Source organism: Nocardia amamiensis (assembly GCF_015477605.1).
GTDB classification, from domain to species: Bacteria; Actinomycetota; Actinomycetes; order Mycobacteriales; family Mycobacteriaceae; genus Nocardia; species Nocardia amamiensis_A.
In genome coordinates, this window is sequence record NZ_JADLQX010000029.1 from 56,136 (window position 1) to 81,055 (window position 24,920).

Sequence of the window (24,920 nt, forward strand, 5' to 3'; positions counted from 1 at the left end):
ACGGAAAATCAGGTCCGTGAAATCCCGCTCTCAGGCGGGAGCGAACGGCAGAATGTGGCCAATGCGGACATTTGCCAGATTGTTGCAGGCTGTCGTAGTCGCGGCGCTGGTCGTGGCAGTCGGTCATGGTGTCGCGGCCGCCCCGGCCTCGAGCGACGCCCGTATTCAGTTGCCCTGGCTGACTGCTGAGCCGGACGGCGTGCAGGCGCCCGGGGCAGCTCTGGCAGAAGGAATCACCGGCACGCTGCTGTGGTCGCGACAGCCGGACATTCCGGTTCCGATAGCCAGCATCGCGAAGGTGATGACGGCCCTGGTCGTGATCAACGCCGGCGACCTCGACCGGACTATTACTGTGCCGCAAGAAATCATCGCCTACTGCACCACCTACAACGGAAGCAACGCAGGCCTGGTCCCCGGCGAGGTGCTCACCGCGCGACAACTCCTGTACGCGATGTTGCTGCCGTCAGGCTGTGACGCCGCCTATACCCTTGCCGAGGCCTACGGGCCCGGCCAAGACGGCTTCATCGCCACAATGAACGACACCGCCCGTCACATGGGCCTGGCCGGAACACATTTCACCGACCCCAGCGGACTGCCCGCCCCCACCGACCACTCCACCTACTCCACACCCGCGGACCTGGTGGCCCTCGGCCTGCGCGCGATGAGCCTGCCGGTGTTCCGCGACATCGTCAGCTCGCAGAGCTACCACCTGCCCGCCGGACCGGGCAACCGCGGTCACCTCTGGCAAACCACCAACCAGCTACTGCACGACTATCCCGGCGCCATCGGCATCAAAACCGGATACACCGACGCCGCGGGAACCTGCCTGCTGTTCGAAACGGTCAGGGCAGGAATACCGCTCATCGGTGTGGTCCTGCACAGCTCACCCCACAGCGACGCCGCCGCAAAGCACGACGCCCAGCGCATGCTGAACTGGGCCTACAACCCGATCCTGAGCCTGCTGCCGATCAGCTAGCACTGCATGCGGCAGCCTGCCTGCAGGCCAGCCGAGGATCTCGGCGCCGAGATCGTGGAGGAGCCGAGGGGACAGGCTGTTCTCCCGCTATCGCCCCTCGATGTCCTTTCGGTACCGGGCGACGAACCGGCGCAGGATCTCCCCGGGAACGGGGACCGATTCCTGGTGGCCGAGGGCAGTCAGGTACGCGGCCTCGGCAGGGTCGAAATAACCGGCGTCGCGGTAGGTTTCGATGCGGAGCGCCAATCCCTGGCTGTCCAATTCGGGATGGAACTGGGTTGCGTAGATATTCTGCCCGACGCGGATCATCTGTACCGGGCAACCGGACGACTCGGCCAGCAGTTCCGCGCCCGGCGGCACCTCTTGGCAGGCTTCCTTGTGTCCGACGAACGCCCGGAACGAACGCGGAATGTCGCTCAGCAGCGGGTCTTTGCAGCCTTCGTCGGTCAGGATCATCGTTTGCGCGCCTGCTGTCTCAGCGTATCGTCGATCGCTCACTTCGCCACCCAATACGTCGGCCAGGATGCTCAATCCATAGCAGGCGCCGAAATATGGGAAATCCATCGCGACGACCTCGGTGACCAGCTGCCTCAGTTTCGGCTCGAACCGTTGTTGATAATCGTATTTCTGGTCGGCGGGATAACCGACATTGCTCGGTCCGCCACCGACGATGACTGCCGAGAAATTGGCCAGATCGATATCGGGCAATGCCTGGTCCATGTGTATTCGCACCAGCTCGTCGGTATCGAGCTGGGAAAAGCGCAGCACGGCACGGTACTCGTCGTCCGCGGCCTCGCGCTCGGGCCGCAGCTGCAAGAGCAGGTAGGGCTTGGACGCGCTCACGTGCATGGATGTTAACGGACCATCCTCGGTCCTGGCGGGAAATGCGTCCCGTCGCGGGGGGGTCGAAGGGGCACCTATCGTCGCTACGCCTGCCGACGGCCCGCGGCGGCTGCTTCATATCCAGCGCGGTGGCCGACCGGCGGCGAGTGCTGAATTGGGCCCTTCGCTACCGGTCGGTCATAATCCGGCGTGCACGGTAGGCGGCCGAATCGGACGCCTGTCAGTTCGCCGTCAGTGCGGCGATGTCTTCGATCCGCACGATCCGGCCGCTCGCTCCCCAGTTGCCCTCCGGAATCTCATTGATGTGCACCCACGCGGTCGCGGGCTGGGTGAATCGCGTGGGATCGTCATCGGCGTCCGCGAGCACCCGGGTGACTCGCTCCACGATGTCCTTGCGCTTGTCGTCGTTCATCGAGCCGGCCGGAACTCCGACTCGTACCACGTATTTCGGCTTCTCTCCGGCAGGCAATTGCCGACCGCCCACGAACCACGCGTCGATCTCGTTGACCACCAGCCAGGAGATGGATCTGGCCGCCTCGGTGTCCGGGGCGCCCTCGGCCACCATCACCTCGGACACCAGTCGTCCGCCGATCTTCGCGCGGCGCGCTTCGTCGAGCGACCCCTTGGGAACAAACAACTCCACGAACGGCATCGGTTAGTCCTTTCATTGAACTCTGTCGATGAACCGAAGCTACCCCTGTAAGTTCAATGAATCAACCCACTAGACTGGGGTCATGCACCGAACCAGCTTCGCCGAGATGCACTGCTCCATCGGGCAGTCCCTGGAACTCGTCGGGGAGTGGTGGACGCCGCTGATCGTGCGCGACCTCTTCCTCGGTCTGCACCGGTTCGACGACATCGCGGAGAACCTCGGCATCTCCCGCAACCTGCTCACCCGGCGGCTGGACACGCTGGTCGGAAACGGCATCGTGGAGCGCCGGGTGTATCAGGAACGGCCGCCGCGGCACGAGTACCACCTCACCGAGCCCGGCCGCGAGCTCATGCCGGTACTGATGGCGCTGATGGCGTGGGGCGACAAGTGGGCTACGCCGCCGGGTGGTCCGCCGGTGCGTCTCTCGCACGACGACTGCGGCGAGACGTTCACACCACAGGTCTGCTGTTCGGCATGCGGTACGCCGGTGAGAGCGTCGACCGTAACGGCACTGCCTGGCCCCGGCGCCGCCTCGGGACCTGGTACCACGGTCCTGGCCCGCCGCCATTCCGACCGGGACGGCGCCCTGGCCGAGAGTCGAGCCGGAGACGAGGCGGCCGAACTGGAGTGAACCCGGCAGGGAGCCGGAAACTGCTACTCGTGGAGCGAGTCGGCACGGTCAGGGCGCATCCAACACACTTGCCGGAACTCCATAGGGCAGAAATCGTACCCGACGGCGATCATCGGTGTTGTCGCGATGCGCGCGCAAAGCCTCGAGCTCGGACGGAAAGACCTGGTCAACTCTGGCCTCGCCGTTGTCGTCGATGCTGTAGATCGCCCATACCCCGCTGCCGGTCTCGCCGGTGGTCTCGCCCTCGGGTTTCGGTGGACGCGGCTTTTCCGGTTGGACGAACTGACCGAGCAACGACGCCAGTGAACCGACGCTGGCGTGATCTACGCGATCCAGGTATACGCCGGCTTTCCCGAGCAGGTCGCGGAGCTCGGTTCCCGCCGCACGCAGTGCGCGTTCGAAATCTTCCGGATCGATGCCGAAAGGCCCGTTGGTTGCCATCGCATGTGCTCCTGGGGACGAATTGGGCGCTACGTCCTCAGTGTCCTCGCGAAACGCCGACTTCGCCACGCCGACATCGCCCGTCCTGGACACCCTCGCGCGTTCCGACGGGGTAACTCGACTGAACCCCACTACGTATTACGGTGGAAACCATGACAGAGGTCGGGTGCGTCGTGAAGTAAGTCGAGAGCCGCCGTTCGAAGTTCGGCTCGGCGCTTCGCGATAATCGTCGCATTGCGACCGTCGCCAAATGCGGCGCCGGCGAAAATCGCTTCGACATTCTCGATGTCGCGTTTGCTGAATATGCCTCGAGTTTTCACGGCAGCGACGATTCGACCCAGATCCACTGGGCGCGGTTTGATGTCGATGGGTAGGCTCGCCGTACCGTTGGTTATTGTTGTGCGGTGAGGGCGTGGGCGAGTCGTGCCGCCTCGTGCGCGAGGCCTGTGGGGTCGGTCGCAATGAATGTCGAGGTGCTCGCGATATTGCCCTGTGCGTACCAGGTGCGGTCGGGCCGGCCAGAGATGAGGAGCCTGCCGGTGCCGGGTTGGGTGGTCAGACCCCCGAACGGATGCCGTTCGGCCGATGCGGAGGTCAGCAGCGAACGCGCCAACCCCTCGGCGGCTTGTGGCACGGTGTAGGGCGGTGGGTTGACGGCGTTGATCACCACGTCGGCGGTCCATTCGGCGTCGTCGGTCACCGTGAATCCGGCGTGAGAGTGTGGCCGGATCTTCTGCAACCCCGGCCGAAGCCGTACCTGGCCGGAATCGAACAGGTGCAGCAGGATATTCGCATTGTGCGGGACCATGGGTGAACTCAGGCAGTTGATGGTGCGGAAGTGTGCGCTGCGCAGCATCGTCTTGTCTTGCTCGCTGAACAGCGGCCACACCGCCGGCACGACGGTTCGGATGGCCCGGCCGAGCAGTCGCCGGCCCTGATGCGGGTCCGCCACCGAGGACAGCTGGCGCCGCAGCCGTTGCACAGCAGGTTCGGTGTCGTTGCCGATGACCTCATCGGTCAGCGTCCGGAAATCCTGCCCCAGCTCGGAGAGTTCCTCCTTCATCAGCTCGATCAGCGTGGTGAGCATCCCCTGGCCCTGGTTTTCGCGAACACGTCGCAACGCGTATTCGGGTGTCAGATACCGCGGCTCGTATCGGATGGGACGTTGCTGTACGGCGGGCAGTACGCCGCTTCGGGACATCAGGGTGATCGGACCGGTGTGTCCGGTGGAGACCAGCCCGGTGACGATATCGACGGCGGTCAATCCGCTGCCGATGACGGCGACGTGCCGGTCCGCGGGGACCTCGGCCAACCTGCGGAACAGGGGGTATGGCTCATGGACGTACCCCGGCGTGTCGGTCAGCCCATAGCTGTCGTGTGGCTGTCCGCCGCCGATGGACAGCACCGCGCGGTCCACTTGGAATGTGCCGCCGGCGGCGGTGTGCAAGGTGGCGTCGGTGTTTCGAGAGAACCGGGTGACGCCGGAATTGACGACACTCACCCGCCATCCGTCCTGGCGCAGGTTGGCGATGGCGATATGCGCGGTGTGTTCCAGGTACTGTCCGTATACCGCGCGCGGAACCACCGGTAGGCCGAGTCCTTCGTCGAGGTAGCGGGCGAGTTCGGGGCGTTCCTGCAACCAACGCAGGTAATGATCCAAGTCTCCTGCGCGTGCGGTCATGGCCATCGGTGGTGCGTTCACTCGTACGGAGTCCTGGTCGCATTGGTATGCGCGGCCGCGCCATACGGCGGATGAGCTCTCGAACACCGTGATCTCCCCCGGTTTCGCGTCCGAGCCGGCCAGCGCGTCGAGCAGTGCCACCGTAGCCATTCCCGCGCCGACGATTCCGATATGCATGGTTGATCCCTCTTCCGAGTCTCGATGGACGTGCGTCGACCAGCCTTCTCGGCTGCCGGGCGAGATCCCATCCCTCGATCGGGGGGTTCCGACACGCCGTACAACCCCTCACATGAGGGGTTGTACGGAGTCCTCGTGTGCGGGAATCATGGCGGGCATGAGCAGGTCGACCAGTGAGCCGTCGGACGGTCTTCTGGCGGGAATCGCCGCAGCGCCCGACGCGGAGGGCCTGTTCGCCGTGACATCGGACCGCCTGCGCCGCGTCGCACCCTTCGACGCGGCCGTATGGGTTGCCACTGATCCGATCAACGGATTGACCGCGGCGCCGGTACGGATCGAAAACCTCCAGCAGGGTGGGTGCGGCATCTACTGGGAATCGGAATTCCTCGCCGATGCGGTCAATCCCTTTCGGCATTTGACGAAGGCTCCGGTGCCGGTTGCCGGGTTGCGGGAGGCCACCGGTGATCGTCCGTTGTCGAGCCCGCTGTACCGAGACTTCATGCGGCCACGGGGCTTCGACGACGAACTGCGTGCCGTGTTCCGAGTCGATGGCAGGCCTTGGGGACAGCTGAGTCTGTTCCGTGAGCGCGGTCGAGCGCCGTTCCGGGCCGAGGAGATGGCAGTGGTCGGCTCGTTGTCGAGTCCGATGGCGCAGCGGCTACGCTCGTACGCCCAATCCACGGAGCCGCCGCGACGGCCCTCCGATACGCCGGGAATGCTGCTTTTCGACCGTGCGGGAAGCCTGACGTCGATCAATGACGAGGCCCGCCGCTTCCTCGCCGATATGCCGCCGGGCCCTCGCGCGGCGACGCCGTCCGGTATCGACCTGCCTCTGCCGGTGTGGATTCGTAGCACCGTCGGTCGTGCGCGCGAGACGGGTGGGAATGCCCGAATCCGAATGCGCGCGCTCACCGGCGGGTGGCTGGTATGTCATGCCTCGTGCCTGCGCGGTGCCGATGACACCGAGGAGATGACCGCGATGACGATCGGACCCGCGCCGGTGTCGGAGATCGCCACACTGGTTATCGCCGCCTACGAGCTGACACCGCGGGAGTGCGAAGTGACCGAACTGATCGCGCGCGGGTTGTCCACCACTGAGATCGCGAGCCGATTGTTCCTGTCGCCGCACACGGTCCGAGACCATGTGAAGGCGATTTTCGAGAAGGTTTCCGTAGCGAGTCGGGGTGAGCTGGTCGCGAAGCTCTACACCGAGCACTACGAGCCGCTCGTGGCGCCGGAAAGCGCCCGCTACCCGTAGCGGGCAGTCGCCAACCATGCGCGTGGTGAGCATCCCACTCGTTGCGTGAACGCCCGCGAGAACGCCGGAGGGGTGGCGTACCCGAGTTCCGCTGCCGTGCGAGCAACTGAGGCGCCGGCGCGAAGCCGGTCCTGGGCGACCGTGATCCTCCACCCGGTCAGGTACTCGGCGGGTGGCTGCCCCACCATCTCTTTGAACCGGGCGGCGAAGGAACTGCGGGACATGCGCGCTTCGCGCGCCAACGTGGCGAGCGTCCACGGCCGCCCGGGCGACTCGTGGATGGCGACGAGTGCACGGGCGAGGCTTTCATCGGAGAGCCCTGTCAGCAGCCCGGTGGGCAGCGCAAGCTCGTCGGCGTGGTCGAGAATCCAGCGGAACAGCTGGATGAGCACAACTTCGAACAGGCGATCGGCCAGCACTTTTCGGCCGCACCGCACATTGTCGATCTCGGCGAACAGCAGATCGAGCGCTGGTTCGAGGGTGCCGACGGCGTCCAGCGGGAGCACGATCACCGGAGGGAGCGTGCGTACCAGGGGGTGGGTCGGGCCGCCGTCGAAGTCGAGTGTCGCGCAGGCGAAGTCGGAGTCCTCGGTGGGCGCGTTGTGAAAGGCGTGTTCCAGCGGGCGTGGGTAGAACAGCAGGCTGGGCTTATCGATCTGTCGTTTTTCCAGCCGACCGCTGACGCTTCGGTGCGTCACTTCCATCTCGCCGTATCGGAGCACATGGAGGAAGCCTCGGCCTAGTTGTGCGTCGAAGGTCGTTACGCCACACAACGGTCCCGCATGGAACAGGCGGGTTCGCACCCGAAAGCGTTCGAGTAGAGGCGAGAGCTGGTCGAGCGAAGTCACAGACCAAGGATGGCAGACGATCTGGTAAGAAATCGAGATGATATGACTCAATCAGTCCGAGTGGTCCAGGCAGTCTGAGAGTGCGTCGCCCGGCGAGACACTGCCGGGGCGTCGTCCGAATCACGACCCGAGGAGCACTCCATGTCTCTTGTCCCCCTTGTCGAGCGCGAGTCCGCGACCGGAACCGTCAAGGACCAGCTCGATCGTATCCATGCCGCGTTCGGCACCGTGCCCGCGATGTTCCGAGCCGTCGCCAACTCGCCTGCCGCCCTGACGAGCATGTGGGCCTCGTTCGGCGCCTTCGGCGGCGGTGCTCTGGGTCCGGCGCTCAGCGAGCAGATCGCCGTGGCCGTCGCCAACCGAAACTCCTGCGAGTACTGCCTGGCCGCGCACACCGCTCTCGGACGCAAGGCCGGGGTGAGCCGTGCGGCCCTGGAAGCCGCGCAGACGGGCCAGTCCGATGACCCTCGGACTGCGGCGCTCCTGGGCTTCGCGCTGAAGCTGGTGGAAGAGCGCGGCCAGGTCACGGCAGAGGACGTGCAGGCTCTCCGTGGCCAGGGCTGGAGCGATGAGCACATCGTCGAGGTCATCGGGCAGGTCGCGCTCAACCTGTTCACCAACTACATCAACGTCGCCCTCGCAGTACCGGTCGATTTCCCCGCGGTGGGTCTGCGGCGGGCCGGCTGACCTTCCACCGGTGCCGACGCCGACCAGAAGCGCCCATCCCGCCGACGTCATGGCGTGGATGCCGGCCTTGACCATCGCGGCGACCAAACTGGACGTGGCGAGAAGGGGCACCGAGACCCTAGATCCGCTCCGGGGCGGGTGCGCATCCACTCGGACGTGCGCCCGCCCCGCCTCGGCAGTCCGCAACCAGTTCGGCCGTCTCCGATGGCCCGGAGCCCCAACCGCTCAGGGAGAGTCCCACATGACCTACACCGCCGTCGTCATCCGCCACGTTCTGTTCGAGGACCTCGGCATCCTCCAACCGATGCTCACCGCGCGCGGGTATCGCATCACCTATCTCGACGCCGGCATCGACCCGATCGGCGACGACCGCTTGCTCGACGCCGACCTCGTCATCGTCCTCGGCGGGCCGATCAGCGTGGGAGACGTTGACCGGTACCCGTTCCTGGACGACGAAGTACGGACCATCGCGGCACGGATCGGCACCGGTCGGCCGATCCTCGGCATATGTCTCGGCGCGCAGCTCATCGCAGCAGCACTCGGCGCCGAGGTCACGCCGACGGGCAAATTCGAGGTCGGCTACGGCCCACTTACTCTTACGCCGCTCGGTGAGCAGAGTCTCCTCGCCCCGCTCAGCGGCATCCCGGTGTTGCATTGGCACGGTGATGAATTCGCGATTCCCGCTACAGCCGGCCGCCTTGCGGAAACTCCTGGCTTCCCCAACCAGGCGTTCATATCCGGGCAGAACCTGCTCGCTGTGCAGTTCCATCTCGAGGCCGACCACACCATGCTCGAACGGTGGCTGATCGGTCACGCTCACGAACTCGCCGCGAACGGGATCGACCCACGAGCGATCCGCGAGCAGGCCCGTCTGCACGGCCCAACGCTCGCCATCCGCAGCCGATCTGTGTTCGCGAGGTGGCTCGACGCGCTCGATAACTGACTCGCCGGTGGACAACATCGCGCTCGATGAGCATTGCAGCGACGTGCCGGGAGCCTCAGGGACCGCTACTGCCTGCGACTGCGGTGACGGGAATACAATCGGCTCGGAGTTGCCGTTCGACGGAGATCCCGTTGCGGAATCGAAGGGGCTACAGGGGTGACCGAACACGGGTATGGGCCGGCACCGTCGTATCCCCCACCATCGACCGGCAACGGCAGAACAGGTTTGATCGTCGCCGGTGTACTCGGACTGGTGGTGGTGCTGGGGCTCGGTGTGGTGATCGGCATCGTCGTCGGCGGTGGTGACGGTAGCAGTGAGTCCGCCGATGCCTCGGCTACTGCCCAGCGGGAAACGGCGACCTATTCGATGGATGCGATTACCAACGCCTGCGACCTTGTCGATCCAACGCCGTTGACCAAGTGGTCGCCCACGCCGAAAAGTACTCCCGAGCATAGGGAAACGCGGCCGTCCGTCTACGGAAGCGGCGGCCTGAAGTGCGATGCCGAATACACCAGCGCGACCGTCGGTGAGTTCTCGATGAACAAGGCCGCAATGAGCGTCGAGGCGGAATTCACCAACGGTGCGGCGGCACCCTTCTACGACCATTGGAAACACGCCGACGTCGGCACACCCGAGTCGGAGTCGGCTTCCGGTGCGGTCACCGGAATCGGCAATCAGGGCTACTGGTACTCCGAAGTCAGAGGAAACCTCGTCGCGAACATGACCTACGTCGTCTGTGTGCAGGACGGCAATGTCTCGGTGCGGGTGAAGATCTCCCTCACGCGCGAGAAGGGTTCTCCTGCGGTGAGACGGGACGAACTCGATTCGATCGCCCGGTCCCAGGCGCGCAGGACGCTGGACGGTCTGCGCGACAAGTAGAGACCGGCGACTCGAGCGGACCAGTGGGGACGGTGCCGACGACCGACGGTGGCTGAAATACGATCGGGTCGGAGTCGACGGCGAGCCCGTTGCGGAACCGGAGAGGTTACGGCGATGACCGATTCCCAGCACGGATCTGACGATCGGCAGACGTCGGAAAGCGCCGATCCTGCTGTGCGACAACCCGATTCCCCAGTCGGCGGCTGGGGCGTCCCGGACTCGGGCAGGCACACGCCTCCGTTAGGGGCCACCCCCGGTCAGCCCGCTACCGGGTACGGCCCACCTGGTGCGGGATACGGGCGGCCACCGTACCCACCGCAGGCCGGCAGCGGCAGAACGGGTCTGATCGTTGCCGGTGTTCTCGAGCTGGCGGTAGCGCTAGGCGTCGGTGTAGTGATCGGTGTTGTCGTCGGCGACAGAGACAGCGAGTCCGCCACTGCCCGACCCCCGTCCAGCATCTCGGCCTCGTCCAGTGCGGCTCCGGCCACGACGTCCCGCCGGGAGCCGGCGCCGGGAATCTATTCGATGAGTGGCATCACCAACGCGTGCGATCTTGTCGATGCCACGCCGTTGCACAGGTGGTCGTCCACCCCGAGGGAAGCTCCCCTGCATCAGGAATTCCCGCCGAATAGCGCCGACGGCGGCAACCTGTACTGTGCCATCCGCTACACCAGCCCCTCGACCGTTCCCGACGACGCAACCATCGGCGAAGCCGGCATCAGCCTCCAGGCCCAGTTCACCGGCGCCGACGCCGCGCCGGCCTACGACCGTTGGAAACAGACCGACACCAGCGCCGCCGGATCGGGGCGGGCCTCGGGCGAGGTCACCGGAATCGGCGCCCGGGGCTACTGGCATACCGCGACCACGGACACCAGCAACGGAATGACCTACATCGTGGGCGCGCAGGACAGCAATGTCTCAGTGCGAGTAGAGGTCGCCATTCTGCGCGCGAAGGGCGAACCCCCGGTGAACCGGGACGAGCTCGCCATGATCGCCGAGAACCAAGCCCGCAAGGCGCTGGACGGATTGAAGAAGAGATAGCACGTTTCGGCGAAACCGTCGGCGTTTGGGTTCCAGCTCGGTTCGGAATGGAGTTCGTCCGCTGAGCGAGCCTCGGGGGTGATCCACATCACTGGTTGATGCTGTCAGGAATTCGGGGTCTGTCTCGTTCAGGGAACACGCGAACCAGACAGGAGCGAACCATGAAGCACCGCATCGTCGTCCTCGGGGCCGGATACGCCGGAGCCTTCTCCGCCACATTCCTGGCCCGCCAGCTGCACTCCGACGACTTCGAGATCACCGTCGTCAACGCCGAACCCGATTTCGTCGAGCGGTTGCGCCTGCATCAGCTCGCCGCCGGGCAGGAGCTGCGCCACCGGCCGCTGGCGGAGGTGTTCGCGGGCACTGGCATCCGGCTACGAGTGGCGCGGGTAACCAGCATCGACGCCGAGCACCGGACTGTCACCGTCGGCGACGGCGCGGGCATCGACCGGCTCGAATACGACACCCTCCTCTACGCGCTCGGCAGCACCATCGCCGACCACGGCGTTCCTGGCGTCGACGAGCACGCCTTCCATGTGGCGGCGCGGCCGGCCGCGCTGCGGCTGCGCGCACGCCTGGATGAGCTGGGCGAGGGCGGGCACGTGCTGGTAGTCGGCGGCAACCTGACCGCGATCGAGGCCGCCACCGAGCTCGCCGAATCCCGTCCAGGGCTTCGGGTCAGCCTCGTCACCCGCGGCGAACTGGGCGGCTGGCTGGGCGCCAAGGCCCGCAGTCACATGCTGCGTGCCTTCGACCGGTTCGGTATCACGGTCCACGAGCACACCGCCATCGCGCGCGTCGAGGCGGCGGCGGCGATCGCCGCCGACGGCACCGTTTTCACCGCCGACGCGACCGTGTGGGCCGCCGGCTTCGCCGTCCACCCGATAGCCGCCGCCAGCGGCCTCGCGGTGGAACCCAACGGCCAGATCACGGTCGACCAGCAGCTGCGGTCGGTCTCACACCCGAACGTCTACGCCGCCGGTGACAGCGTCTTCGTCATCGGCGACAACGGCCTGCCGTACCCGATGTCGTGTGCTTCGGCGGGACCCACCAGCAAGGCGGCGACGGCTGCGATCATCGGGGACCTGACCGGCCGCAAAGTCGCGCCGACCACCTTCTCCTATATCGGCAACCACATCAGCCTCGGCCGCAACGATGGGCTCTTCCAGCTGGTCGACGGTGACGCGCGAGCGAAGCCGGGAGCCCTACGCGGTAGGGCGGCCGCACGCGTCAAGTCGGCGATCATCAATACCGCCGCCTGGGCTGTGAGCCACCCGACCTTCGGAAAGCCGAATCACAAGTACCGTTTGGCCACCACCCGAGAGCACTCGCCCGACGTGGTCGCAGCATAGAGTCGTGCTCATGGACACCGCGACCGTGGCGCGTTTCGAGGCCAGCCGGAATCGGCTGGCCTCGCTCGCCTACCGTCTACTCGGCTCGGCCGCCGACGCCGAGGACACGGTGCAGGACGCGTTCCTGCGGTGGCAGGCCGCCGACCGGGAGTACGTCGAGGTGCCCGAAGCATGGCTGACCAAGATCGTCACCAACTTGGCGCTCGACCGGCTCCGTTCGGCGAAGGTGCGGCGTGAACGCGCGGTCGGCGCCTGGATGCCCGAACCGCTCCTCGACGGCGACCCGATGCTGGGCCCGGCCGACACCGTCGAGCAGCGTGAATCGGTGACCCTGGCGGTGCTGACGCTCATGGAGCGTCTGTCGCCGGTCGAACGGGCTGTTTACGTGCTGCGCGAGGCCTTTGCGTACAGCCACGCCGAGATAGCCGAGATTCTCGGCATCACCGAGGCCGGGAGTCAGCAACACGCCCACCGAGCCCGGCGTCGAATCTCCGCCGCCGGTAACGGCACCGACATCGACTATGCCTCCGCGCGTCGAATCGTCGAAGCGTTCGTCGATGCCGCCTCCTCGGGCCGGACCGAACGGCTGGTGGCGCTGCTCACCGACGACGCGACCGGCATTTCCGACGGCGCCGGGGGGCTGGCCGAGAAGCTGATCCGGTACTCGACCCCGGAGCGGATCGCCAACGCGCTGCGCGCCGGCTTCAAACCCTCCCCGGCCAAGCGGAGACTGGCCGGTGGCTCACCCTCGATCCATGCCGCCGTGGTCAACGGCTGCCCGGCCATGCTCTTCACGCTCGACGACCGGGTCGTCGGCGTCGCGGTCCTGGAGATCCGCGACGACAAGATCGCAGGCGTGCGCAGCATCGCCGCCCCGCACCGACTCGGTCGCCTCACCGAGGAATGGCAGCGGCAGGAGCATGATGTCCCGCTGATCGAATCGTGGTAAACGGGCCGTCCGTTCAGGCGGTGGGCGGGCTCAACAGCCGGGCCCGCCGGGTGAGGGTGAGTCCGATTCCGTCGGCGGCCGCGCGGACCGATGCCGCGTGGGCCTCCGGATGGAACCGGTGAGACGGGCCGGCCACACTGATCGCCGCCACCACTTGGTCCGCCTCGCGGACCGGGGCGGACACGCACACGAGCCCGGGGGCCGACTCCTCGAATTCGAAGGCCACGCCGTCGGCCGCGATCCGATCGAGCTGTTTGCGTAGCGTGCCCGGCTGAACCATCGTCCGCGGAGTGTGCCGACGAAGTGGTCCTGCGAGTACCTGATCTCGGAGCGTCGCGTCGGCGTAGGCCAGCAGAACCTTGCCGATGGCCGTGCAGTGCAGCGGCATGCGGCCGCCGATCCGTGACGGAGCGCTGGCCTGCCTGCGTCCGCCGATCTTCGTCAGGTACACGACATCCGTGCCGTCGAGGACGCCGAGATGCACGGTCTCGTGAATACGCGCGTTCAGCTCCTCCAGGAAGGGAATGGCCACCTCGAGCAGACTCCGCTCGACCGACGCGCGCATTCCCAGCTCGAACAGATACCCGCCGAGCCGATATCCGGCCTCGGTCCGGTCCAGGAGTCGCACCGCCACCATGTCCGACAGGACCCGGTGCAAGGTGCCCTTCGGCATGTGGGTCCGCCGCGCGAGTTCCGCGAGGCTCAACGCGGTGTCGTCGATCGAGAACGCCTCGAGCACCGCCATGGTCTTGCCCAGAACGGTCGAACCGTCTACCACCCGACCGGCAACCGCGGATGACACCGTATCGACCTCCAACCCTTAGGGCCCCAGCTCACTCTACCTGGGAGCGTTCGGCTCAGTGGAACGCAATGCTGGCGGGTCCCTCCCGCCCGCGGCGACAGTGAGAGCACTGTTCCAGCCCTCCTCACGGATCCGGGATTCCGATGCCAACACCTCCAAGCCTTGACCGACGCTCCGCGGCCGCGATCGCCGCCGCCGACCTGCTCGGCGCGGCTGCCCGCTCCGGCACACCGTGCGCGCCGGTACGCGATCTGATCGGTGCCGACGACGTGGCCGCGGCATACGCGGTGCAGGAACTGCTGACCGCCGAGCGCATCGCAGCGGGCGCCGAGGTCGTCGGCCGCAAGGTCGGCTTGACTTCCCCGGCGGTACAGCGGCAGCTCGGCGTCGATCAACCGGATTTCGGAGTGTTGTTCGGCGACATGCACTACCGCCAGGGCACGCCAGTGCCCCTGAGCCGGTTGCTGCAACCGAAGGTCGAAGCCGAGGTCGCGTTCGTGCTCGCACAGGACTTGGTGACCGGCTCGCTCGACGACGAGCAGGTTCGCGGCGCGGTCGGCTACGCCGTGGCCGCGCTCGAGATAGTCGACAGTCGCATCGCCGGCTGGGACATCACGTTCGGCGACACCGTCGCCGACAACGCCTCCAGCGGCCTGTTCGTCCTCGGTACCGAACGCCGCGCCCTCGATACCTTCGAGCCCGTTTCGGCGCAGATGCGGATGGCGATCGACGGTGTCCAGGTGTCGACGGGAACCGGGGCCGCCTGCCTCGGCGATCCGCTGCACGCCCTGGCCTGGCTGGCACGGACCACTCGGGAGTTCGGTCGGCCACTGCGCGCCGGGCAGATCGTGCTCTCCGGAGCGCTCGGACCGATGGCCGCGATCGAGGGCCCTGCCACCGTCACCGCGGACATCACCGGACTCGGCTCGGTGACCACGAACTTCATCCAGGAGTGAGAATCATGAACCACAAACCCGCCGAGCTGAAGGTCGCGGTGATCGGGTCCGGCAACATCGGCACCGATCTGATGATCAAGGTGATCCGGCACTCGGACGTGCTGACGATGGGTGCGATGGTCGGCATCGACCCGGAATCCGACGGCCTCGCCCGCGCCCGCAGATTCGGCGTCCCAACCACGGCCGATGGCGTCCAGGGTCTGCTGCAGCTGCCGAACTTCGACGAGATCGACGTGGTCTTCGACGCGACTTCCGCCAAAGCCCACGCCGCCCACGCCGCGGTGCTCGAACCGCTCGGCAAACGCCTGATCGATCTGACGCCGGCCGCGCTCGGCCCGCTCGTCGTACCGGCGGTGAACCTCGACGAACATCGCCACGCGCCGAACGTCAACATGGTCACCTGCGGCGGGCAAGCCACCATCCCGATCGTCGCCGCCGTCTCCCGCATCGCACCGATCGCCTACGCCGAGATCGTCGCGTCCATCGCCTCGAAGTCCGCGGGTCCGGGTACCCGCGCCAACATCGACGAGTTCACCGAGACCACCGCGCACGCGATCGAAACGGTCGGTGGCGCCCAGCGCGGCAAGGCCATCATCATCCTCAATCCCGCGGACCCGCCGCTGATCATGCGCGATACGGTGCTGTGCCTGATCACAGCGCCCGATTCAGGCACGCACCAGGCGATTCGCGAATCGGTGGAGCAGATGGTCGCGCAAGTGGCCACCTACGTGCCCGGCTACCGCCTCAAGCAACGAGTTCAGATCAGCGCCGTCCCGGAGGATCAACCGGTGCACACCCTGCTCGGCCCGGACACCGCGGCCGCGCCAACCCATCAGGTGACGGTCTTCCTGGAAGTCGAAGGAGCCGCTCACTATCTCCCGGCCTACGCGGGCAACCTCGACATCATGACCTCGGCGGCGGTGCGCTACGCCGAATCCATCGCCGACACGATCACCGCCGCACCGGCAGGACAGGAAGCGCTCCGATGACAACCCAGCTGTTCATCCAAGACGTCACACTCCGCGACGGCATGCACGCGGTGCGCCACCGCATCACGCCCGACGACGTCGGCCGGATCGTGGCCGCGCTCGACGCGGCGGGTGTCGACGGCATCGAAGTCGCCCACGGCGACGGTCTCGCCGGAGGCAGCTTGAACTACGGGCCAGGGAGCAACACCGACTGGGAATGGATCGAAGCCGCCGCCGCCAATCTCACGAACGCCCGGCTGACCACGCTGCTGCTGCCCGGCATCGGCACTATCGAAGAACTGAAGCACGCCTACCGGCTGGGCGTCCGGTCGGTGCGCGTGGCCACCCACTGCACCGAAGCCGATGTGTCGGCCCAGCACATTGCCACGGCACGGGAACTCGGCATGGACGTCTCCGGATTCCTGATGATGTCGCACATGGCCGAACCGCCTCGCCTCGCCGAACAAGCGAAACTGATGGAATCGTATGGGGCGCAATGCGTTTACGTCACCGACTCCGGCGGCCGGTTGACCATGAACGGTATCCGTGACCGGGTCCGCGCCTACCGTCAGGCGCTCGATCCGGGCACCGAGATCGGCATCCACGCGCACGAGAACCTCTCGCTCTCGGTGGCCAATTCCGTGGTGGCGGTCGAAGAGGGCGTCACCCGGGTCGACGCCTCGCTCGCCGGACATGGTGCGGGAGCGGGCAACTGCCCGATCGAACCTTTCGTCGCCGTCGCGGACTTGTCCGGCTGGAAACACAACTGCGATCTGTTCGCCCTGCAAGACGCCGCCGACGACCTGGTGCGGCCGCTGCAGGATCGTCCAGTGCGCGTGGACCGCGAAACCCTCACGCTCGGGTACGCCGGGGTCTACTCGTCCTTCCTGCGCCATGCCGAAACGGCGTCGCGGCGCTACGGCATCGACGTGCGCACGATCCTGCTCGAGGTGGGACGCCGCGGGTTGGTCGGCGGACAAGAGGACCTCATCGTCGACATAGCCCTGGACTTGCTCGCCGCCTCCGCCCGGGCGACTGCCTGACGAAGGGGCATGCCCGGATACGGCGCAGTGCCAAGGTCATCGCACGCTGGGACGGTGCCGCACGGATGTGATGCAATCGCGGCGGCCGAGCCGGCCGAAGAAGCCGACCGATGCCGAGCTGATCTGCCTGGCGGTGGTCTTGCTGGGTGTCAGTCCCAGCTGATTGCAATTTCACGGTATGCTGAAATATGTTCAGCACACGCTGATGCAACACCAGCAGCCAATCATGCGCGATCGTGGAACGAGCCGAAAGGGGGACGGTGGGACATGGCGGCACGAGCTGGAAGAGGGCCCCGTGGGGAACGCGGTGCGCAGGCGGACCGCATACTGACGGCGGCCCGCAAGTCCTTCGCCGAGCGGGGCTACACCGGGACTTCGCTGCGTTCGGTGGCGCAGGCCGCCGATGTGGATCCCACCCTGGTGAACTATTACTTCTCCAACAAGACGGGACTACTGAAGGCCGCGCTGGAGCCGCCGGCTGCCTTCGGTGAGGCCATTGCCGAGGCCGCCCGGATGCCGGTGGAGGAGCGCGGGCGAGCCTTCGTGGAGGCGGCGCTGCGCATGTGGGACGACCCGGCCACCGCGGAGGTCCTGCGCTCGATCATCCTCGCGGCAAGTCACGAGCCCTTCGCCATGGAGCGCCTCCGCTCCGTCTTCTCCGCGCTCGTCCTGCAGGTCGTGTCGGCGAGCCTTCCCGACGAGGAGGCCGAGGTGCGCGCAAATCTGGTCTCCACGCAAATCGTGGGCCTGGCGATGACACGTTACGTCTGGGCGCTCGACCGCATCGCCGACATCCCCTCAGAGCAGGTCGTCCGCCTGATCGCGCCGACTGTGCAGCACTACCTCACGGGCGCCTTGGGCGAGGACATCCCGGCGAACGCCTGACCGTAACCGGCTGCCCCGGGCGGACATCGCCCGTCAGCCCGCTTATTTCCAGCGCAGAGCGCCGGTCGCCAGTACCTCAAATCCGCCACCCGCTCGATGGGGGTGCGAGGACGATTCGCCAGTCCCGGTACGCGGCCCCGGCTCCCATCGGGCATCCACGGCCCCGACGCCTACGACAGGTCGCCGGGCGATAACTCCTAATATTTTCACGGCATATGGAAATTACTCTTGTCCGCAGCGAGTTGTTGCGCGTACGGTGGGGACAGTTAATTTCAGTACATGTGGAAATGAAGGTGTCATGGCCCGATTCAAGGCCTCTGGAGTGGAGCCCGGTCAGCGCCAGCTCAACGGACCGCAGACCACCGGTCGTCAGTACCGCGACCTGTCCCCGGCCGTCCACAGGACGACCCGCGAGGACAATGTGCCCATCCCGGTCCGCGACGGCATCCAGCTCCTGGCCGACATTCACCGGCCCGACGCGGAAGGCAGGTTCCCCGCCCTCGTCGCGGCGGCCCCCTATCCCCGCCAGCTCCAGGACCTGGGCGCCCCCGCGGCCATCATCGAGGCCGGAACCAGCGATTTCTGGGTGCCGCGCGGCTATGCCCATGTCATTGCCAACCTCCGCGGCACGGTCGGCTCCGGCGGCGTCTACACCTTCTTCGACGAGCAGGAGCGCAAGGACCTGTTCGACCTGGTCGAGTGGGTCGCCGGGCAACCCTGGTGCGACGGGAACGTAGGCATGGTCGGCATCAGCTACTACGCCATGAGCCAGTTGGAGGCGGCCACCCAGCGCCCGCCACACCTCAAGGCACTGTTTCCCTTCAACGTCACCGTCCAGGTACGGGAAGCCGCCTATCACAACGGCCTGTTGAGCGAGGCCTTCATTACCCCCTGGCTCCATGCGCTCGGCGTCCTGTCCGCCCACGGTGACCGCCTATATCGCAAGGGCCTGTCCCGTCTCCTGCGCCGGTTCCTCGCCATCCCCGCCATCCACCGGCGGTTCAGCAAGAGCGACGCCGTCGAGGTGCACCGCCGCCTGGAGCAGGTCAGCCGCTTCCGCCACGACGCCCACCCGTGGAATGCCCTGCTCGAGGCAGTGGCCACCGATCACCCCACCCGCGATGCGTGGTGGGACGAGCGTGACCTGACCGGACTGCTCGCCGACGTCGACATCCCTGTCTACCTCGGCGGCGAGTGGTCCAACGTCCCCCTCCATCTGACCGGCCTCTTCGAAGCCTGGGATGCCCTCGGCCACAATCCGCATGTGCGCATGGCCATGCTCGGTGACTACGGCCTGCCCTGGCCGTGGGAAAGCATGCACATCGAGGCCCTCGCCTGGTTCGACCACTGGCTCAAGGGACGAGACACCGGCATTCTCGAAGGCCCTGCCATCCGCTACTGGCTGCCCGGGGCCGAACAGTGGCGCACCGCCGACTCCTGGCCCCCGCCGGCCACCCACACCGCCCTGGCCCTCAACGCCGACGGCTCCCTTACGCCCGGCGAGCGTCCCGGCGCGCGCAGTTACGCCACCGACGGCGCGAACGCACTGCCCGCACAGCTGAGTTGGACCAGCGACCCGCTTCCCGGCGACATCGACATGGTCGGCCACCCCGAACTACGGCTCACCGCCACCAGCAGCGCGACCGACACGGCATGGATCCTGCTCCTGCAAGACGTCGGCCCGGACGGTACGGCCACCGACATCACCCAGGGCTGGCTGCGCGCCGGCATGCGCCACATCGACGAGGACGCGAGTGAGACGGGCCGGCCCGTCCTCCCGGCGCGGGCGCAGATCCCTATCCCTCCGGGCGAGCCTGTCGGCTACCGCATCCCGCTGGTCGCCAACGCCCGCCGGTTCCAGCGCGGCCACCGCATCCGGCTGATCCTCACCAGCGACGACAATCGCAAGGACTTCCGGCCCATGCTGCTGTTCAGTCACGCGTCCGTCGGCATGGCGGGGGTCAACACGGTGCATTCCAGCTCACGCCTGCTCCTTCCGATCCTGGACCGCGAACAGACGGGATGGCCTCCAGCCGCGACGAGGCCGCCCGCTCGTCCCGATCACTCCTCCCGGTGAGCCCCGGCCGGAACGTGTGGCCTCACATACCCCTGTTCGCCGCGGCGCCTCCGCCCCGGCAAGACCGTCCCAACCTCTGATCGGAGTGCACTGATGACCATTTCCTCCACCCGCCAAGCCAGCCCGAGCCTCCTGCGTTACGCATCCGCGATCGGCGGCGCCGTCCTGGTCACAGCTCTGCTGTGGGCCGCATCCCAAAGCCTCGGCGTCGAACTTCGCGTCTATACCCGCAACGGACAGCCGGCCCAGGTCGTCGGCCTGCCCCTCGCCCTCGGCAGCACGCTCGTCGTCTCGCTGCTCGCCTCGGCGACGCGGAAGTGGCTGGACCGGTTCACCGACCGGGCCTCGACCGTCTGGACCCGACTGGCCGTCACCGTGTTGCTGGTGTCGCTCGCGCCCATGGCGTACGTCCAGGCATCCGGCAGCGCCAAAGCCACGCTCGCCCTGATGCACCTGGCAGTCGCCGCCGTACTCGTTCCGCTCCTGGCCAGTGGAAGCGGCGCTCGGCCTGGAACGCAGCAGCACGCCTGAAACAACCAATCGATCCGCTGAAGTCGGAGTGTGATCCGTCCGCGGCCCGGTACGTCGAAGGAGCCATGCACATGTCCAGCCCGCACGCCAACCTCGCCGCGAGCCTGGCGGACTCTGCGGCGCGCCCACCCCGACCGGCACCGCGATTCCTACCTACCCACCCGGATTCTGGAAACGATCGTGCTATCGGACGCCGAGATGCCGACCCGATGCTGCACCCAAGCGAAGATTCCCATTCCGCCGCAGATTCGGGACCAAAGTAATGCAATGCCGTGTCACAGTGCATTTCCCGGGCTGGCCGCCGATGCGCTACCGGGCCGATTCCGTAGCAGCGCACACTTTTGCGAAGGCAGCATACGAAATGGGAGTGGCAACAATTCAAATCGATCAGGATATGCGGGAAGCATTGCCGCCCATGCCTTGTCAGCGGCTCTGGCGATGAACTCCGCGAGGCCGGCAGGCGCGGGCTCGTCGGCGGACAGGAAGACATGATCACCGACATCGCCCCAGGCCTGACGGCCGCCCGGTACTCATAGGGAAGGCCGTATGCCCGACTCGCTCACTGCCATTCGTAGGTGCCGCGACCGAGTGACAGTCGAATCGAGACGCTGCCCTCGTTGAGGCGCCACTGATGCACAACGAAGGTTCGCAGACCCGCCGTGACGAAGGGATCCGCTGACGCAATGGCCGTTGCCTCTGCCTCATCGGAGGCGCGTAAGACCGTGACGCCCGATCCCGGGTTGGCGCCGGGGCCGCTGACGAGGGGGCCCGACAGGAAGACGAGGTGGCGTTCCTCCAGGTCCAGCAGCCAGGCGATGTGCGCCGGGGCGAGGGCGGCGATGTCCTCGGCGGTCGTCCCGTCTGCAGGGGTCGAGGTCACCATCCAGTAGTCCCGGCCCAGGAGCCGTGAGAGATCCGGAGCGTCGTGATCGGGAGGCAATGAATTCATCCCAGAACTGTATGCAGTCTGCACTCAGTGTCAACAGAAACCTTGACAGCAAAAGTGCATACACATTACGGTCGGAAACAGCCGCCAGGACTGATACCACATGCGGACTCCTCGACCGAGCCGTTCGGGGCGCAATTCATTCGACCATCACATGACCCGGCCGCCACCCATGGAAGGAAGGTTCACCATGCCGATCGCTGAACTCGGTCATTTCGGAGTTTTCTGCAATGACCTGGAGACCAGTACCGCGTTCTACCGCGATGTCCTCGGACTGACCGTCACCGACGAGGATCTGGATCTGGGCATGCGGTTCTTCAGTGCCCGACCGGACTTCGAGCACCACGAGTTCCAGCTCGTCGAAGGCCGGACCGTGGCACGCGCCGACGAGAACACCAAGCTCATTCAGCAGGTCTCGTTCCGGGTCAATCACCTGACCGAGCTGCTCGAGTTACACCGCAGATTCATCGAGCACGATGTCGACTTCGACATGATCGTGACGCACGGCAACGCATTCGGAATCTACTTCTTCGATCCCGAGGGCAACCGGTGCGAGGTGTACTGGCAGACCGGGCTGCCCGCCCGCCAGCCATTCCTGGCGGCGATCGACCTCACCGAACCGATCGAGAAGCTGCTGGCCGACAACGCGTGGCTGGTCGCTCAGTACGGGGAGACCGGCTATCTGCAGCCGGGGCTGGTGAAGAACCTCATCCCGGACGCGATCGACTCCTGACAGCGCGCGTCCGGCAAGAAGAGGAAACCCATGATCACGCTGACCGACATCGCCTACGTGCGGTCAGGAGTCGCCGATCTCAGGACCGCCGCCGACTTCGCGACTCGCATCGTCGGTCTCGAGCTGGCCGGCGAGACAGAGCCGGGCGTCGCACACCTTCGCGCCGACTCCCGCCACCACTGTCTAGCTCTGGTCGAGGGGGTATCGGGGGTCCTTGCCTCCGGGTTCACCGTTGCCGACTCGGATGCGCTGGAGGCCGCCGAGAGCGATCTGGAGCGGGCTGGTTTCGTGGTGCGGCGTGGGTCGAAGCAAGAGGCTCGTTCGCGGCGCGTGGCCGAGTTCATCGGCTTCGACGACCCCTTCGGCAATCGCATCGAGCTGGTCAGCCAGCAGGAGACGATCACCCGCCCGGTCGCTTTCACTCGGCCGGCCGGCATCACGGAGTTCGGGCACCTCTGTCTCGACGCCCCGGATGTGCACGAGGCCTACCGGTTCTGGAACGGGCACTTCAACGTCCGCGTATCGGATTGGATCGGTAACGCCGCGTGCCTGATGCGGATCGATCCCGTGCACCACAAGCTCGCCGTATTCCAGGGTGAGAGCGCTGGTCTGTGCCATATGAACTTTCAGGTCGAGTCCATCGACGACGTGTTCCGTTCCTGGCACTTCCTGCAAGAGCACGACGTCCAGATCGAAATGGGTCCGGGTCGCCACCCGCAGTCGACAGCGGTGTTCCTCTACTTTCTCGGCCCCGAGGGTTTCACTTACGAGTACTCGTTCGGGGTGCGGCGCATCGAGGATGACGCGGCCTGGCGACCGCGCACGTTCGACCCGGACGAGCCGGGTTCGATCGATATGTGGCTGGGCCCGGTCAAGCGGGTCTCGACGCAGCGGCCGGCCCCGATGACCGGAACTGATTCCACCCCAACGAGGAGCTAGCAAGTGACCGTCACCAGCGATCAGCTGACCGCATCGATCCGCGAGGTGGATGGGGTGCGCACCACCGTCATCGACACCGGGGAACCCAGCGGCGAAACCGCGCAGCCGCCGCTGTTGCTCCTGCACGGATCCGGTCCTGGTGTGAGCGCCGCGGCCAACTGGCGTCCCGTGCTGCCGTCCCTGTCGCAGACCCGGCGTGTCATCGCCCCCGACCAGTTGGGCTTCGGGGGCACAGCCACCGGTGAGCCGCGAACGTGGGGTCGGCAGGCGTGGACCCGGCACGCACTCGCTCTGATGGACGAACTCGGCATCGAGACCTTCGACATCATCGGCAACTCGATGGGCGGGGCAATCGCCCTTTCGCTCTCGGCCGAGCGCCCCCAGGCCGTTCGTCGCCTCGTCCTCATGGGCTCGATGGGTGTCGCGATGGCGCTCCCGCAAGGTCTCGACACAGTCTGGAGTTATCGGCCAGGAATGGGGAACATGCGTGAGATCATCGCGCTGTTCGCCTACGACCGAGGGCTGATCACCGATGAGCTGGTCGAGATGCGATATGCCGCAAGCGCCGAGCGCACCGTCGCGAAATCCTGGGAAGCAATGTTCCCCGAACCGCGCCAACGCTGGGTCGATGACCTGGCCCTGTCCGGTGCCGAGTTGGTCCAGGTGGCGCAGCCGACCCTCATGATCCACGGGCGAGACGACCGGGTCGTGCCGTGGAAGGCATCCTCGGGAGCGTTGCTGGAACTCCTTCCAGACGTCCGGCTGCACGTGCTGGGCAACTGCGGCCACTGGACCATGATCGAGAAGACGACAGAGTTCCTCGGCGTCGTGGAACCGTTCCTGTCCGAGGCCTGACCTGGCTGAGCCCCCGCTAGGTGCTCCGTCGCGGTGGCGAATTCGACGGGGTGCGGGTGATGCGGCCGGACACCGGCTTGCTGTACGGGATCACGTCGGAGACCCCGAAGGTGGCCGATACAGACCTGGCTTTCTGAGCGGAAGTCATTGGAGAAATAGAGGAGTTCCGATGTTCAGCACTATGCAGGACGAGCCTTTGTCGCTGGCGACGTTGCTGCGCTACGCATCGACGTTCGCCGGGGATTCCACCGTGTCCACCTGGACCGGTACCGGCGTGCGCACCATGACCTACCGTGAGGTCGGCACCGAGTCGGCGCGGTTGGCGAACGCGCTGCGTGGGTTGGGGGTCGGGGTCGGCGATCGGGTCGGCACGTTCATGTGGAACAACAACGAGCACTTGGTCGCCTATATCGCGGTGCCGGCGATGGGTGCGGTGCTGCATGCGCTGAACATCAGGCTGTTCCCCGAACAGGTGGTGTATGTGGCCAATCACGCCGAAGACCAGGTGGTGCTGGTGGACGGCACGCTGGTGCCGCTGTTCGGTCAGATCCTTCCGCATCTGACCACGGTCCGGCACGTGATCGTGGTCAACGGTGACGCGGCCACACTGACCGCGCCCGAGGGCGTGGCGGTGCACTCCTACCCCGAACTGCTGGCCGCGCAGCCGGAGGTCTACGACTTTCCCGTGATCGACGAGCGTTCGGCCGCCGCCATGTGCTACACCTCGGGCACCACGGGCGACCCGAAGGGCGTGGTGTACTCGCACCGCTCCAACTGGCTGCACGCGATGCAGGTCAGCGCGAACAACGGGATGGGCCTGTTCGAAA

At 66.4% G+C, this 24,920-nt stretch carries 27 protein-coding genes; 20 read left to right on the forward strand and 7 right to left on the reverse strand.

What is annotated here, in order from left to right; translation table 11 throughout:
- Positions 1-61: 61 nt before the first annotated feature.
- Positions 62-976, forward strand: a complete 915-nt coding sequence (locus IU459_RS29270; protein ID WP_195132818.1) for a D-alanyl-D-alanine carboxypeptidase family protein — start codon at positions 62-64, stop codon at positions 974-976.
- An 87-nt stretch (positions 977-1,063) separates the two neighbouring features.
- Here IU459_RS29270 and IU459_RS29275 read toward each other — a convergent pair whose 3' ends face one another.
- A complete protein-coding gene (locus IU459_RS29275; protein ID WP_324199075.1) occupies positions 1,064-1,819 on the reverse strand; it encodes a glutamine amidotransferase in 756 nt (251 codons plus the stop codon).
- 220 nt (positions 1,820-2,039) lie between these two features.
- Entirely contained in the window at positions 2,040-2,471 is a 432-nt protein-coding gene (locus IU459_RS29280) for a tautomerase family protein (RefSeq protein ID WP_195132820.1), read from the reverse strand.
- 82 nt (positions 2,472-2,553) lie between these two features.
- Here IU459_RS29280 and IU459_RS29285 point away from each other — a divergent pair, with 82 nt between their 5' ends.
- Entirely contained in the window at positions 2,554-3,102 is a 549-nt protein-coding gene (locus tag IU459_RS29285; protein WP_195132821.1) for a winged helix-turn-helix transcriptional regulator, read from the forward strand.
- A 48-nt stretch (positions 3,103-3,150) separates the two neighbouring features.
- Here IU459_RS29285 and IU459_RS29290 read toward each other — a convergent pair whose 3' ends face one another.
- Positions 3,151-3,543, reverse strand: a complete 393-nt coding sequence (locus IU459_RS29290) for a hypothetical protein (RefSeq protein WP_195132822.1) — start codon at positions 3,541-3,543, stop codon at positions 3,151-3,153.
- 391 nt (positions 3,544-3,934) lie between these two features.
- The gene (locus tag IU459_RS29295) at positions 3,935-5,401 is read right to left on the reverse strand and encodes an FAD/NAD(P)-binding protein (protein ID WP_195132823.1); all 1,467 of its coding nucleotides are present in this window, start codon (positions 5,399-5,401) and stop codon (positions 3,935-3,937) included.
- Between the two features lie 157 nt (positions 5,402-5,558).
- Here IU459_RS29295 and IU459_RS29300 point away from each other — a divergent pair, with 157 nt between their 5' ends.
- Positions 5,559-6,659 carry a helix-turn-helix transcriptional regulator gene (locus IU459_RS29300; RefSeq protein ID WP_195132824.1) on the forward strand — a complete coding sequence of 367 codons (1,101 nt, stop codon included), beginning with the start codon at positions 5,559-5,561 and terminating at the stop codon, positions 6,657-6,659.
- Here the strand turns inward: IU459_RS29300 and IU459_RS29305 are convergent.
- A complete protein-coding gene (locus IU459_RS29305; RefSeq protein WP_195132825.1) occupies positions 6,650-7,507 on the reverse strand; it encodes an AraC family transcriptional regulator in 858 nt (285 codons plus the stop codon). The genes IU459_RS29300 and IU459_RS29305 overlap by 10 nt on opposite strands.
- Positions 7,508-7,648: 141 nt before the next feature.
- Between IU459_RS29305 and IU459_RS29310 the strand changes: the two genes are divergently transcribed.
- From IU459_RS29310 to IU459_RS29335, 6 genes are all read left to right on the forward strand, one after another.
- A complete protein-coding gene (locus tag IU459_RS29310; protein WP_195132826.1) occupies positions 7,649-8,194 on the forward strand; it encodes a carboxymuconolactone decarboxylase family protein in 546 nt (181 codons plus the stop codon).
- A gap of 241 nt (positions 8,195-8,435) precedes the next feature.
- Complete coding sequence (locus IU459_RS29315; protein WP_195132827.1) at positions 8,436-9,137, forward strand: glutamine amidotransferase; 702 nt, start codon at positions 8,436-8,438, stop codon at positions 9,135-9,137.
- Positions 9,138-9,410: 273 nt separating this feature from the next.
- Positions 9,411-10,016, forward strand: coding sequence for a hypothetical protein (locus IU459_RS29320; RefSeq protein WP_195132828.1), 606 nt, complete (start codon positions 9,411-9,413; stop codon positions 10,014-10,016).
- A gap of 525 nt (positions 10,017-10,541) precedes the next feature.
- Positions 10,542-11,057 carry a hypothetical protein gene (locus IU459_RS29325; RefSeq protein WP_195132829.1) on the forward strand — a complete coding sequence of 172 codons (516 nt, stop codon included), beginning with the start codon at positions 10,542-10,544 and terminating at the stop codon, positions 11,055-11,057.
- Positions 11,058-11,218: 161 nt separating this feature from the next.
- The gene (locus IU459_RS29330) at positions 11,219-12,409 is read left to right on the forward strand and encodes an NAD(P)/FAD-dependent oxidoreductase (protein WP_195132830.1); all 1,191 of its coding nucleotides are present in this window, start codon (positions 11,219-11,221) and stop codon (positions 12,407-12,409) included.
- Between the two features lie 10 nt (positions 12,410-12,419).
- On the forward strand, positions 12,420-13,358 hold the full coding sequence (locus tag IU459_RS29335) for a sigma-70 family RNA polymerase sigma factor (protein ID WP_195132831.1): 939 nt from the start codon (positions 12,420-12,422) through the stop codon (positions 13,356-13,358).
- Positions 13,359-13,371: 13 nt separating this feature from the next.
- Here IU459_RS29335 and IU459_RS29340 read toward each other — a convergent pair whose 3' ends face one another.
- Positions 13,372-14,103, reverse strand: a complete 732-nt coding sequence (locus IU459_RS29340; protein WP_195132845.1) for an IclR family transcriptional regulator — start codon at positions 14,101-14,103, stop codon at positions 13,372-13,374.
- A gap of 200 nt (positions 14,104-14,303) precedes the next feature.
- On the opposite strand from IU459_RS29340, the gene IU459_RS29345 reads away from it, so the two are divergent.
- The 7 genes from IU459_RS29345 (at position 14,304) to IU459_RS38810 (ending at position 21,156) form a co-directional block, all read left to right on the forward strand.
- On the forward strand, positions 14,304-15,116 hold the full coding sequence (locus tag IU459_RS29345; RefSeq protein WP_195132832.1) for a 2-keto-4-pentenoate hydratase: 813 nt from the start codon (positions 14,304-14,306) through the stop codon (positions 15,114-15,116).
- Positions 15,117-15,121: 5 nt separating this feature from the next.
- On the forward strand, positions 15,122-16,105 hold the full coding sequence (locus IU459_RS29350; protein ID WP_195132833.1) for an acetaldehyde dehydrogenase (acetylating): 984 nt from the start codon (positions 15,122-15,124) through the stop codon (positions 16,103-16,105).
- Positions 16,102-17,127 carry a 4-hydroxy-2-oxovalerate aldolase gene (gene dmpG / locus IU459_RS29355; RefSeq protein ID WP_195132834.1) on the forward strand — a complete coding sequence of 342 codons (1,026 nt, stop codon included), beginning with the start codon at positions 16,102-16,104 and terminating at the stop codon, positions 17,125-17,127. The genes IU459_RS29350 and dmpG overlap by 4 nt, the downstream gene beginning before the upstream one ends.
- A 267-nt stretch (positions 17,128-17,394) precedes the next feature.
- Entirely contained in the window at positions 17,395-18,012 is a 618-nt protein-coding gene (locus tag IU459_RS29360) for a TetR/AcrR family transcriptional regulator (protein ID WP_195132835.1), read from the forward strand.
- Between the two features lie 298 nt (positions 18,013-18,310).
- Positions 18,311-20,089, forward strand: a complete 1,779-nt coding sequence (locus IU459_RS29365; RefSeq protein WP_195132836.1) for a CocE/NonD family hydrolase — start codon at positions 18,311-18,313, stop codon at positions 20,087-20,089.
- Between the two features lie 93 nt (positions 20,090-20,182).
- Entirely contained in the window at positions 20,183-20,620 is a 438-nt protein-coding gene (locus IU459_RS29370) for a DUF6069 family protein (protein WP_195132837.1), read from the forward strand.
- Between the two features lie 341 nt (positions 20,621-20,961).
- Positions 20,962-21,156 carry a hypothetical protein gene (locus tag IU459_RS38810; protein ID WP_228838695.1) on the forward strand — a complete coding sequence of 65 codons (195 nt, stop codon included), beginning with the start codon at positions 20,962-20,964 and terminating at the stop codon, positions 21,154-21,156.
- Between the two features lie 23 nt (positions 21,157-21,179).
- Here IU459_RS38810 and IU459_RS29380 read toward each other — a convergent pair whose 3' ends face one another.
- On the reverse strand, positions 21,180-21,569 hold the full coding sequence (locus tag IU459_RS29380) for a YciI family protein (RefSeq protein ID WP_195132838.1): 390 nt from the start codon (positions 21,567-21,569) through the stop codon (positions 21,180-21,182).
- Between the two features lie 187 nt (positions 21,570-21,756).
- Here IU459_RS29380 and IU459_RS29385 point away from each other — a divergent pair, with 187 nt between their 5' ends.
- The 4 genes from IU459_RS29385 to IU459_RS29400 form a co-directional block, all read left to right on the forward strand.
- Complete coding sequence (locus IU459_RS29385) at positions 21,757-22,299, forward strand: VOC family protein (protein WP_195132839.1); 543 nt, start codon at positions 21,757-21,759, stop codon at positions 22,297-22,299.
- A gap of 30 nt (positions 22,300-22,329) precedes the next feature.
- Complete coding sequence (locus tag IU459_RS29390; RefSeq protein ID WP_195132840.1) at positions 22,330-23,238, forward strand: VOC family protein; 909 nt, start codon at positions 22,330-22,332, stop codon at positions 23,236-23,238.
- A 3-nt stretch (positions 23,239-23,241) separates the two neighbouring features.
- Positions 23,242-24,093, forward strand: a complete 852-nt coding sequence (locus tag IU459_RS29395; RefSeq protein WP_324199076.1) for an alpha/beta fold hydrolase — start codon at positions 23,242-23,244, stop codon at positions 24,091-24,093.
- A gap of 169 nt (positions 24,094-24,262) precedes the next feature.
- The coding region (locus tag IU459_RS29400) for an AMP-binding protein (protein ID WP_195132841.1) at positions 24,263-24,920 on the forward strand (658 nt) is incomplete at its 3' end.

What these genes read in the sequence shown, in the direction of transcription:
- IU459_RS29335 (WP_195132831.1), top strand. Translation starts at nt 12,420, where the DNA reads ATGGACACCGCGACCGTGGCGCGTTTCGAGGCCAGCCGGAATCGGCTG.
- IU459_RS29360 (WP_195132835.1), top strand. Translation starts at nt 17,395, where the DNA reads ATGGCGGCACGAGCTGGAAGAGGGCCCCGTGGGGAACGCGGTGCGCAG.
- dmpG (WP_195132834.1), top strand. Translation starts at nt 16,102, where the DNA reads ATGACAACCCAGCTGTTCATCCAAGACGTCACACTCCGCGACGGCATG.
- IU459_RS29285 (WP_195132821.1), top strand. Translation starts at nt 2,554, where the DNA reads ATGCACCGAACCAGCTTCGCCGAGATGCACTGCTCCATCGGGCAGTCC.
- IU459_RS29270 (WP_195132818.1), top strand. Translation starts at nt 62, where the DNA reads ATGCGGACATTTGCCAGATTGTTGCAGGCTGTCGTAGTCGCGGCGCTG.
- IU459_RS29295 (WP_195132823.1), bottom strand. Translation starts at nt 5,401, where the DNA reads ATGCATATCGGAATCGTCGGCGCGGGAATGGCTACGGTGGCACTGCTC.
- IU459_RS29380 (WP_195132838.1), bottom strand. Translation starts at nt 21,569, where the DNA reads ATGAATTCATTGCCTCCCGATCACGACGCTCCGGATCTCTCACGGCTC.
- IU459_RS29300 (WP_195132824.1), top strand. Translation starts at nt 5,559, where the DNA reads ATGAGCAGGTCGACCAGTGAGCCGTCGGACGGTCTTCTGGCGGGAATC.
- IU459_RS29315 (WP_195132827.1), top strand. Translation starts at nt 8,436, where the DNA reads ATGACCTACACCGCCGTCGTCATCCGCCACGTTCTGTTCGAGGACCTC.
- IU459_RS29330 (WP_195132830.1), top strand. Translation starts at nt 11,219, where the DNA reads ATGAAGCACCGCATCGTCGTCCTCGGGGCCGGATACGCCGGAGCCTTC.
- IU459_RS29325 (WP_195132829.1), top strand. Translation starts at nt 10,542, where the DNA reads ATGAGTGGCATCACCAACGCGTGCGATCTTGTCGATGCCACGCCGTTG.
- IU459_RS29390 (WP_195132840.1), top strand. Translation starts at nt 22,330, where the DNA reads ATGATCACGCTGACCGACATCGCCTACGTGCGGTCAGGAGTCGCCGAT.
- IU459_RS29280 (WP_195132820.1), bottom strand. Translation starts at nt 2,471, where the DNA reads ATGCCGTTCGTGGAGTTGTTTGTTCCCAAGGGGTCGCTCGACGAAGCG.
- IU459_RS29365 (WP_195132836.1), top strand. Translation starts at nt 18,311, where the DNA reads ATGGCCCGATTCAAGGCCTCTGGAGTGGAGCCCGGTCAGCGCCAGCTC.
- IU459_RS29345 (WP_195132832.1), top strand. Translation starts at nt 14,304, where the DNA reads ATGCCAACACCTCCAAGCCTTGACCGACGCTCCGCGGCCGCGATCGCC.
- IU459_RS29385 (WP_195132839.1), top strand. Translation starts at nt 21,757, where the DNA reads ATGCCGATCGCTGAACTCGGTCATTTCGGAGTTTTCTGCAATGACCTG.
- IU459_RS29310 (WP_195132826.1), top strand. Translation starts at nt 7,649, where the DNA reads ATGTCTCTTGTCCCCCTTGTCGAGCGCGAGTCCGCGACCGGAACCGTC.
- IU459_RS29290 (WP_195132822.1), bottom strand. Translation starts at nt 3,543, where the DNA reads ATGGCAACCAACGGGCCTTTCGGCATCGATCCGGAAGATTTCGAACGC.
- IU459_RS29340 (WP_195132845.1), bottom strand. Translation starts at nt 14,103, where the DNA reads ATGGCGGTGCTCGAGGCGTTCTCGATCGACGACACCGCGTTGAGCCTC.
- IU459_RS29370 (WP_195132837.1), top strand. Translation starts at nt 20,183, where the DNA reads ATGACCATTTCCTCCACCCGCCAAGCCAGCCCGAGCCTCCTGCGTTAC.
- IU459_RS29350 (WP_195132833.1), top strand. Translation starts at nt 15,122, where the DNA reads ATGAACCACAAACCCGCCGAGCTGAAGGTCGCGGTGATCGGGTCCGGC.